Here is a 9,029-nt window from a genome sequence, read left to right on the forward strand (position 1 = left end):
ACGAAGGGCCGGCGTGGGCGGCGATGCGCTGACGCAGCCGATGGCCGCGCACAGGGCCATGCCGTTCCTGGTGAGCTTTTTTCGGCCTGGCCATCGTCGGCGAGGACAGGGCGTGGCCCGACGCGGGCCCGACGTGGGCGCGACGCCAACACCTACGGCTACGCCTCCGGTGTCCTCAAAGGCCAGGGATGTTGATTTCCTGCTCGGCCCAGACGGTCTTACCGGCGGAGGTGTGGCGCGTGCCTCGCCGACTGGACAGTTGCGCGACGAGGAAGAGGCCGCGGCCGCCCTCGTCCGTCGGACGGGCATGACGCAGGCGTGGGACGGAGTCACTGGTGTCGGTCACCTCGCAGACCAGCACCTCGTGGCGGATGAGGCGAAGGGTGATGGAGCCGGCGCCGTGTCGTACGGCGTTGGTGACCAATTCGCTGACGATGAGTTCCGTCGTGGCGGCCAGGGCCTCCAGCCCCCATCCGGTCAACTGGGCGGTGGCCAGGGCCCGGGCGTGCGCAACGACGACGGGATCGTGCGGCAGGTCCCAGGTGGCGATCTGTGACGGCATGAGCGAACGGGTCCGCGCCAGCAGCAGAGTGGCGTCGTCCTCGAGGGCTCTGGTCGGCAGGGTGTCGAACGCGGCGGTGCACAGTTCGTCCAAAGAGCGGTCCGGTCGTGCCAGGACGGTGCTCAGCCGACGTATCCCGGTGTCGATGTCCTGATCCCGGGTTTCCACGAGCCCGTCGGTGTAGAAGGCGATCACACACCCCTCGGGCAGCTCCAGATCCACCGCCTCGAAGGAGGCCGGCCCGACCCCGAGCGGCAGACCGGCCGGAAGATCGGGGATCGAGACCCGGCCCTGCGGCGAGATCACCACGGGCGGCGGGTGACCCGCCCGGGCCATCGTGCAGCGCCGGGTGGCCGGGTCGTAAACGGCATAGAGGCAGGTGGCGCCGGCTTCCGCGCCGGCGCGTCCCGGGATGCCGCTGTCCTCCACGTCGAGGCGCGAGATGGTGTCGTCGAGGTGTGCGAGCAACTCGTCCGGGCACAAGTCCATGTTGGCGAGCGTGTGCACCGCGGCCCGCAGCCGGCCCATGGTCGCCGCGGCGTTGATGCCGTGGCCGACCACGTCGCCCACGACCAGGGCCACCCGGGCGCCGGACAGCGGGATGACGTCGAACCAGTCGCCGCCCACGCCATTCTGTGTGTCGGCGGGAACGTAGTGAGATGCCACTTCCACGGCCACCCCGCCGATCAGCCGCCCTGGCAGCAGGTTGCGCTGAAGGGCGAGGGCCGCGGCATGCTCGCGCACGTAGCGGCGGGCGTTGTCCAGGGACAAGGCGGCACGAGCGACGAGTTCTTCGGCCAACCTCAGGTCGCCCGCCTCGAAGGGCACGGAGTCGCCCATGCGGAAGAAGACCGCCACGCCCAGCACCGCACCGCGCGCGTGGATCGGCACGATCATCAGCGAGTGCATCGCGTACCTGCGCATCCTGGCCGACCGTCCCTGATCCCTCTCGAGCCAGGTGCCTCGAGAGGCGTTGACCACCGGTTCGAGATGTGATTCACCCGAGGCCAGGACCTCCGTGAAGGGGGAGGGGGCCGGTACGGAAACGACGTCGCCGCGCGACCAGAGCGACTCCGGAACGCCCTCGTGAATCGATGCCACCCCCGCTCGGCGGAACGCAGGCACGTGACCGTTCGCGGAGCCGAGCCGGGCCAGCGAGTCCTCGCCCAGCGCGACGGACTCCGCCAGGTCCACGGCGACGAAGTCCGCGATACGGGCCACTGCCAGGTCGGCGAGTTCCTGCCCGGTTCTCATCACCTCCAACGTGGTGCCGATCCGGGTGCTGGCCTCGCTGAGCACGGCCAGGCGCTCGCGGGCCCGCTGCCGGTCCGTCACATCGACGCTCATGGCACACACCCCCAAGGTGCGCCCGTCGGCGTCGTCGAGACGGAAGAACGAGGTCGAGAACGAGTGTTCCTGCTGTGGATTCGTCGACATCCACGTGCGGTATTCGTGATCGACCAGCGGCTCCCCACTGCGCAGGACCAGTCGCATCACCTCCTCGACCGACTCGGCCTCGGGTCCCGGCAGCACCTCCGTCAGCCGGCGCCCGAGCCTCTTCTCCCGGGGGACGCCGTCCTGGAGTGCCAGGGCGTCGTTGACCCAGGTGCAACGCAGGTCGGTGTCGCGCACGGCGATGCCGATCGGCGCCCCTGTGAGGAGCGCCTGCACCCCGGCACCGTTCATCGGCCAGGAGGGATCAGCCGTCATCTCGGTCGCGGTGACCAGCCACCGCACTCCACCGTCCCGCTCGGTAAGGGGGCAGACCCGCAGGTACACATCCAGCAGGGTGCCGTCGCCGCGACGGAGCCGGGCCGTCCCGGACCAGCCGTCCTCCCGGCGGCTCCGATCCGTGAAGGCGGGTGCCCTCAGCATCACGTCCGGGTCCGCCAGCAGCCGCCCGGCCCATCGTCCGATCACGTCACTGGCCGAAAGGCCGCTCAGTCGCTCGGCCTCCCGGCCCCACGCGACGACCACTCCGTGGGCATCCACCGCCGCCATGGCCGTGTCGACCATGTGGCCGGCTCCTCGCCCGGCGTCCGGCATCGTGTCCCTGGCTCCGGCCATCGGCGCCGTCCTTCCTTCAGGGTGTCGATCGGGCGGCAGGGCTCCCGTCGGCGAGGCGGTCGAGCCAATCCGACAGGAGTGCGCGCTCGGACGCTGTCATCGGGGTGGTGTCGCCCTGGGACAACGCCTCGCGCAGGGCCGCGGCTCGGCGCGCCACGTCCGCGCTCTGCTCCTCGACGGTGCATGCCGTCGTGATCATGCGCAGTGCGTGTTCACGGGCTGTCGCCGGCAGGTCCTGATCCCGCTCGGAAGGGGGCGTCGCGATGAGTGACAGCACGACACCCAGGCCCATGGCGTGGACGAGTTGCGTGGCCCGCTCCACGCTCATGCGCAGCCGGCCGGCGGCGGCCACCCGGGCAAGAATCCGGCGGAGGATCGCGATGGTCTCGAGGCCCTCCGGTATGCCGCCGCGATAACGGCCCTCGCCGTACATCAGTACGTAGAAGCCCGGCCGCGAGAGGCCGAACCCGACGTGCAGGTCCCAGGACCGGCGCAGATCGGCGACGGGGTCGTCGGTCGGCTCGAGAGCCTGCTTCTCCCGCAGATACTGCTGGAAGCCGTACGCCGCGAGGGCGTCGAGCAGTCCGTCCTTGTCGCCGAACAGCCGGTACAGAGTCGGCGGCTGCACTCCGGCCGCCGCGCTGACGGCGCGCGTCGAGATGCCCGCACGTCCCTGCGTGCCCAAGAGCTCCGCGGCGGCGCGCAGAACCCGCTGCCGGGTGCGTACGGACCGCTCTTGCATCTGTCCAATTTATCACTGTTGTAATACTTTTACATACCATTGATATGGCTGCCCCGAGCACCACACCTTGTCCTTGACCTCTGGGGCGAGTCCCCTCGCTTGGGTGCCGCCGTCCTTCCCGTCGAACGTCGGGCGGGCGGGCACCACGGAAGGTGGGGCGATGGTGCCCGACGACGGGGTGTTGGCTCGTTGGACGGACCCTTCCAGGGCAAGCTGGGGTGATGATCAGCGCGCCGGTCGTCGTGAGTGAGCCGCCCCTGGCCGCGGGCAGGACTGTGACGGTGCACCGGTGTGGCCGTGACGAGATCCTCGGTACCGCTTGCCGACCACGTAACCGGCAGACGCCGATCATGACGCTCAGGGGACCGCGTGGCAGCGGATGCGGTCGGAGAGCGGCATCCCACACCCCCCTACCGACGAATGAGGATGTGTCATGGAACCGACGCCGCATGACGACACCGATGTCCACGACGTCATCGTGGTGGGGGCCGGCCCCGTAGGCCAGACCGTGCTCGAGCGGGCGCGGTCGGCAGGCCTCTCGGTCGCCCTGGTCGAGCGCGAACTCGTAGGCGGCGAGTGCTCGTACTGGGCCTGCATCCCGAGCAAGGCGCTGCTGCGACCCGTGGTCGCCGTCGCCGACGCACGCCGGGTCGAGGGGGCGAGCGCCGCGGTCACCGGCGAGGTGGACCCGCGCGGTGCCTTCGCGCGCCGGGACCGCGTCGTGGCGGACTGGAACGACAGTGGGCAGGCCGACAACATGACGGCGCTGGGGGCCACGCTGGTCCGCGGCCACGGTCGGCTCGCGGGGGAGCGACGCGTGGCCGTGGAGGGCCCGGACGGTGCACAGCGGATGCTGGAGGCGCGGCATGCGGTCGTGGTGTGCACGGGCAGCGGTGCCTTCGTCCCCGACCTTCCCGGCATCGAGGAGGCGCGCCCGTGGAACAACCGGAGGGCCACCGACTCCGAGCAGGTGCCCGGCCGCCTCGTCGTGATCGGCGGGGGCGGTGTCGCCGTCGAGATGGCGAGCGCCTGGCAGGGCCTCGGCGCACGGGTCACCCTGCTGGCCCGGGGATCCGGCCTGCTTCCGCGCATGGAGCCCTTCGTCGGGGAAGAAGTGGCGCACGGCCTGGCGGAGTCGGGTGTGGACGTGCGCACGAGCACCGACGTGGTGTCCCTGAGCCGGCCCGACCCGGTCGGCCCTGTCACCGTGCGGCTGGCCGACGGCGCCGAACTCGAAGCGGACGAGGTCCTCTTCGCCACCGGACGCACCCCGCTCACCGACGACATCGGCCTGGACACGGTCGGGCTCGCCCCCGGAACCTGGCTGGACATCGACGACGCCTGTCGCGTGCGCGGCCTCGACGGGGGGTGGCTGTACGCGGCGGGTGACGTCAACCACCACGCCCTCCTCACCCACCAGGGCAAGTACCAGGCCCGCATCGCCGGCGAGGCCATCGGAGCCCTCGCCCGCGGAGAGAGCCTCGACACGGCGGCGTGGGGAGCCCATGCCACGACCGCCGACTTCCAGGCGGTCCCCCAGGTCTTCTTCTGCGACCCCGAGGCCGCCTCCGTCGGACTCACCGCGGCCGAGGCGGAACGGGCGGGCCACCGGACCAGGGTCGTCGACGTGGACATGGGCGCGGTCCCCGGGGCGTTCCTGTACGCGGACGGCTACCGGGGACGGGCCAGGATGGTGGTCGACCTGGACGGTCACCGCCTCCTCGGCGTCACCTTCGTGGGCCCCGGGGTGGCCGAGCTCCTCCACTCGGCGACCGTCGCCGTGGCCGGGGGCATCACCATGGACCGCCTCTGGCACGCGGTGCCTTGCTTCCCGACGATCAGCGAGGTGTGGCTCCACCTGCTGAAGGCGTACCGCGGCTGAACCGTGCGCCTGCCGGTCGCGTCGCGCCACCGACGCACGCGACCGGTCCCCGCGGAGTCGGCGGGGGCACCGCGGGCTGTTCGGACGGGAACCGACGCGTCTCCACGGGCGCGCGGAATCCATGTCCGCAGCGCCCGCCGGGGTACGGGGCGTTGCCCGGGCGTGTGCTCCGCTGATACGGGCGGACGGTGGCCGACGTACCGGCCGAGGAGCGGTGGTCGCATCGGGCGTGGCGCCTGGCGCGTTCCTGATCGTGTCGATGACGCCGAGGCGGCCTCAGTTCCTCGTAGCGGTGGACGACACCGGCGTCAGCAGGCCTCGCGCCTGGACGGCGGGGAGGGACAGGGTGCGATAGCCCACGCTCTCGAACAGGACCGTGATCCTGTTCCCGTCCTCGCTCATCACCTCGCCCTCGCCCCACGTGGTGTGCCCCACCCGCATTCCGGGCGGAAAGGATCCGTCGGCCGTCACGGGTTCCAGCGGGGCAGGGCCCGTACCGGAAAGGATGTCTCCTGTACGGGCGGGGGCCGCCTTCAGCTCCTGCGCACGGGCGCATATGTCACAGCCCGCGCAGTCGCCTTCCGCCAGACTCTCACCGAAGTACCCGAGCATGTGGCGTCGGCGACAACCGTTCGTCTCCGCGTACGCCCGCATCATCTCCACCCGGGAACGCTCCAGGTCGACGCGGGCGGAAGCGATCCGCATCGCCTCGCGGACGCAGGCGTCCCGCTGCGCCCCCGGCACGGCCCGGACACCGCCGCGCTTCTCCGTCGCCACGGCTCCGGCCTCCTCCAGCAGGTGCAGCATCGACGTCAGTGGCGTCTGGGACAGCCCGGTGCGTTGACGCAGACTGCTCGCCGTGACCTGCCCCCGCTCCTCGCGCACCGCGTCGATCAGCCCGCCCAGCACCTCGGGGTCGGGATGCGCGCCCGTCCGGAACCGCTGCACGCCGAGGTCCTCGGGCCGGTACGCGAGGATCGCAGTCGACGCCTTTCCGTCGCGACCCGCCCGGCCGATCTCCTGGTAGTAGGTGTCGAGGGAACCCGGCACCGATGCGTGCAGCACGAAGCGGATGTCCGGCTTGTCGATACCCATCCCGAACGCGGAGGTGGCGACGACCACGTCGAGGGCACCGTCCCGGAAGCGGTCGTGCGTCCGGGAGCGCTCAGCCGCCGGCAGCCCCGCGTGGTAGGCGGCGCTGTCGAATCCGAGCTCCGACAGTTCCCGCGCGTACTCCTCGGACTCCCGCCGCGTTCCCGCGTAGACGATGCCCGGTTTGGCCTCGGCCGCGGCACGCTCCACCACCCACCGGCGCTTCCCCGCGTTCTCCCGGTGGCGTACGACCTCCAGCGTGATGTTGCGGCGGTCGAACCCCGCGACCACCTCGTGCGCCTCCCGCATGCCGAGCCGCTCCACGATGTCCGCCCGTACCGGAGCCGCCGCGCTGGCGGTGAGGGCGAGGAGCGGCGGCCGGCCGATGCGTTCGCGCACATGGCACAGGGACAGGTAGTCGGGCCGGAAGTCGTATCCCCACGAGGACACGCAGTGCGCCTCGTCGACCACCATCAGCGCGGGATTGGCTGCGGCGATCTGCTCCACCACCTCGTCCTTCGCGAGCTGCTCGGGCGAGACGAACAGAAAGTCCAGGCTGCCCTCGCGTACGCGCTCCCACACGGCCTCGTTGTCCCGCGGGCGCTGCGCGGAGTTGACGGCCGAGGCGCCTGACCCCTTGATGCGGGCGAGATGGGCGACCTGGTCCCGTTGGAGCGCTATCAGGGGCGAGACCACGACGGTCGGCCCCTCCAGCAGTACACCCGGCACCTGGTACACGGCGGACTTCCCCGCACCCGTCGGCATCACCACGATGGTGTCGCGCCCCTCCATCACGGCTGTCATGGCGGCGAGTTGCGGCGGCCGCAGGCCCTCCCAGCCGAACACCTCGCGGGCACAGCGGCGCAGTCGTCTCCTGAGTGACCTGGTCTTGAAGTATCCGACCTTGACACGCATGGCACTCCTGACGCCGTTCTCCAGTGTGGTTCGGCGCTCGTGTACCCCCGTCGAGACGAAAAACGGTCCGTTCGTGAGGAGTTGTCGTTCCGTGTCCTCGGCGTGTGACGGTACGGAGTTCTCCGGGGGCGCGGTCGGCTTCGACGGGGCGGGGTTCTCCGGCGCCAAGGCCGACTGCGCCACCGTGAGCGGCATGAGAATCGTCAGGGCCGGTGGAACGGACGGGGGCTGCCCGTCCGGGCTGCCTCCCGACCGTTCTCATACGGCTACCAGGGCACTTCCCCGTTCTCGTCCTGGAAGGTTCCCGTAGGGCCGTCCGCGTCGAGAGTCGCGAGACGCACGACGACCCGGGCACTCTCCTCCGGCGCCCTGCCGATTCCGAAGCCCGCGGTCAGGTCGGTCGCGGTGGTGCCGGGCTCGACGGCGTTGAACTTGATGCCCGGCTGGGACTTGGCGTACTGGACCGTGAGCATGGTGGCCGCGGACTTGGACGCGGAGTAGAGCGCCAACGGCAAGTTGAACTCCGGCCGGTCCGGATTGGTCACCGCCCAGAAGGACCCGGCACTGCTGGAAACGGTGACCACGGTCGGGTTCGAGGACTTGCGCAGCAGCGGAAGCGCCGCCTCCGTGACACGCACGACTCCCACCGCGTTGGTGTCGAAGGCCCGCAGTGCCGTGGGACCGTCGGTGGCTCCGTGCCCCAGGACGCCCGCGTTGTTCACCAGGACGTCGAGCCGGCCCTCGGCCGAGCCGATCGCCTTCAGCGCGCTGCTCACCGATGCGTCGTCTGTCACGTCGAGCCGCACGAATCGCGCGCCCAGCTCCGCCGCGGCCTTCTCCCCTCGCTCGAGGTCACGAGCGCCGATGTAGACGACGTGGCCCAATGCCAGAAGCTGTCTGGCTGTCTCGAAGCCGATGCCCTTGTTGGCTCCGGTGATCAGTGTGATGGTCATGCGCGTCCTTACGAGTGATGTGGCTCTGACGGGCCGTTGTCGGTGGTGTTCGGACTCTTCTTTGAGTCGTCGGCGCTGATCCGAGAGGTCAGCCGGTCAGCTGCCGGAGAAGTTCACGGGCGTCGTGCAGGGCGGTCATGTGGACGAACCGTCCGTCGTGGACCTGATAGATGGCGTACTCGACGATCTCGAACGAGGTGCCGGTGGGAGCCACGCCGAGCCATGTCTTCACCGGGGTACCGGTGTTGACCAGACGCGCGGCCAAACGGTCACCGTCGAAGAGCAGTTCCCTGATGTCCCAGTGGAGGTCCGGAACCGCGTCCACGTCATGCATTTGAACGGCGATGAGGTCGTCCCGGGTGGCCGGCTCGCCGTTCAGGGTGGTCCGGTCATTGATGAACTCGTCCATGCCGTCGAACTGGTGGGCATTGAGTGCCTCGATATAGCGCAGGTAGAACGCGCGCGGATCACTGTCCGACATGAAGTCGACCCTTCTGTGGGGCGGCTCCGGATCGGAGCCGCGACCGGATGGGGAGGAGGGACACTGCGCCCTTCACGGCCTCGCCGTTCCGGCCGACGCTCGGGAGGATGCGCACCGGCCGGAGTCACTTCCGAGTGATGCGCTGTGCTCTCATCAGGTTGACCGTCGGCTCGTCGCGCGTCTGATGCGCAAGCCGGGTCGCGTCCTCGGCCGCCGGCCGAACGGCACTGGCCGGCCCGATGCCTGTGCTGCCCCCGGTCACGAGAGCGGTTCTTCCGTCGAGCGGTCCCACGTGACCAGTCCCTTCGAGTTCTGCAGCGATCGCTACGGAAGTC

6 protein-coding genes and 1 pseudogene are annotated in these 9,029 nt (G+C 70.4%); 1 reads left to right on the top strand and 6 read right to left on the bottom strand.

The genetic code is table 11. The features are described from left to right. Positions 1-175: 175 nt before the first annotated feature. Entirely contained in the window at positions 176-2,629 is a 2,454-nt protein-coding gene (locus ABZV34_RS35225; protein WP_356286037.1) for a SpoIIE family protein phosphatase, read from the bottom strand. A gap of 16 nt (positions 2,630-2,645) precedes the next feature. Further along, complete coding sequence (locus ABZV34_RS35230) at positions 2,646-3,371, bottom strand: TetR/AcrR family transcriptional regulator (protein ID WP_356286040.1); 726 nt, start codon at positions 3,369-3,371, stop codon at positions 2,646-2,648. Between the two features lie 433 nt (positions 3,372-3,804). Here ABZV34_RS35230 and ABZV34_RS35235 point away from each other — a divergent pair, with 433 nt between their 5' ends. Continuing rightward, positions 3,805-5,253 carry an NAD(P)/FAD-dependent oxidoreductase gene (locus ABZV34_RS35235; protein WP_356286043.1) on the top strand — a complete coding sequence of 483 codons (1,449 nt, stop codon included), beginning with the start codon at positions 3,805-3,807 and terminating at the stop codon, positions 5,251-5,253. A 276-nt stretch (positions 5,254-5,529) separates the two neighbouring features. On the opposite strand, the gene ABZV34_RS35240 is transcribed toward ABZV34_RS35235, so the two are convergent. From ABZV34_RS35240 to ABZV34_RS35255, 4 genes and pseudogenes are all read right to left on the bottom strand, one after another. Beyond that, the gene (locus ABZV34_RS35240) at positions 5,530-7,260 is read right to left on the bottom strand and encodes a RecQ family ATP-dependent DNA helicase (protein WP_356286046.1); all 1,731 of its coding nucleotides are present in this window, start codon (positions 7,258-7,260) and stop codon (positions 5,530-5,532) included. A gap of 266 nt (positions 7,261-7,526) precedes the next feature. After that, positions 7,527-8,213 carry an SDR family NAD(P)-dependent oxidoreductase gene (locus tag ABZV34_RS35245; protein WP_356286049.1) on the bottom strand — a complete coding sequence of 229 codons (687 nt, stop codon included), beginning with the start codon at positions 8,211-8,213 and terminating at the stop codon, positions 7,527-7,529. 88 nt (positions 8,214-8,301) lie between these two features. Next, complete coding sequence (locus tag ABZV34_RS35250; RefSeq protein WP_356286052.1) at positions 8,302-8,694, bottom strand: ester cyclase; 393 nt, start codon at positions 8,692-8,694, stop codon at positions 8,302-8,304. A gap of 199 nt (positions 8,695-8,893) precedes the next feature. After that, positions 8,894-8,986: pseudogene (locus ABZV34_RS35255) on the bottom strand (short-chain dehydrogenase); the annotation flags it as partial. Positions 8,987-9,029: the final 43 nt, after the last annotated feature.

Source organism: Streptomyces sp. NPDC005195, assembly GCF_040608315.1.
Taxonomy (GTDB): Bacteria; Actinomycetota; Actinomycetes; order Streptomycetales; family Streptomycetaceae; genus Streptomyces; species Streptomyces kaempferi.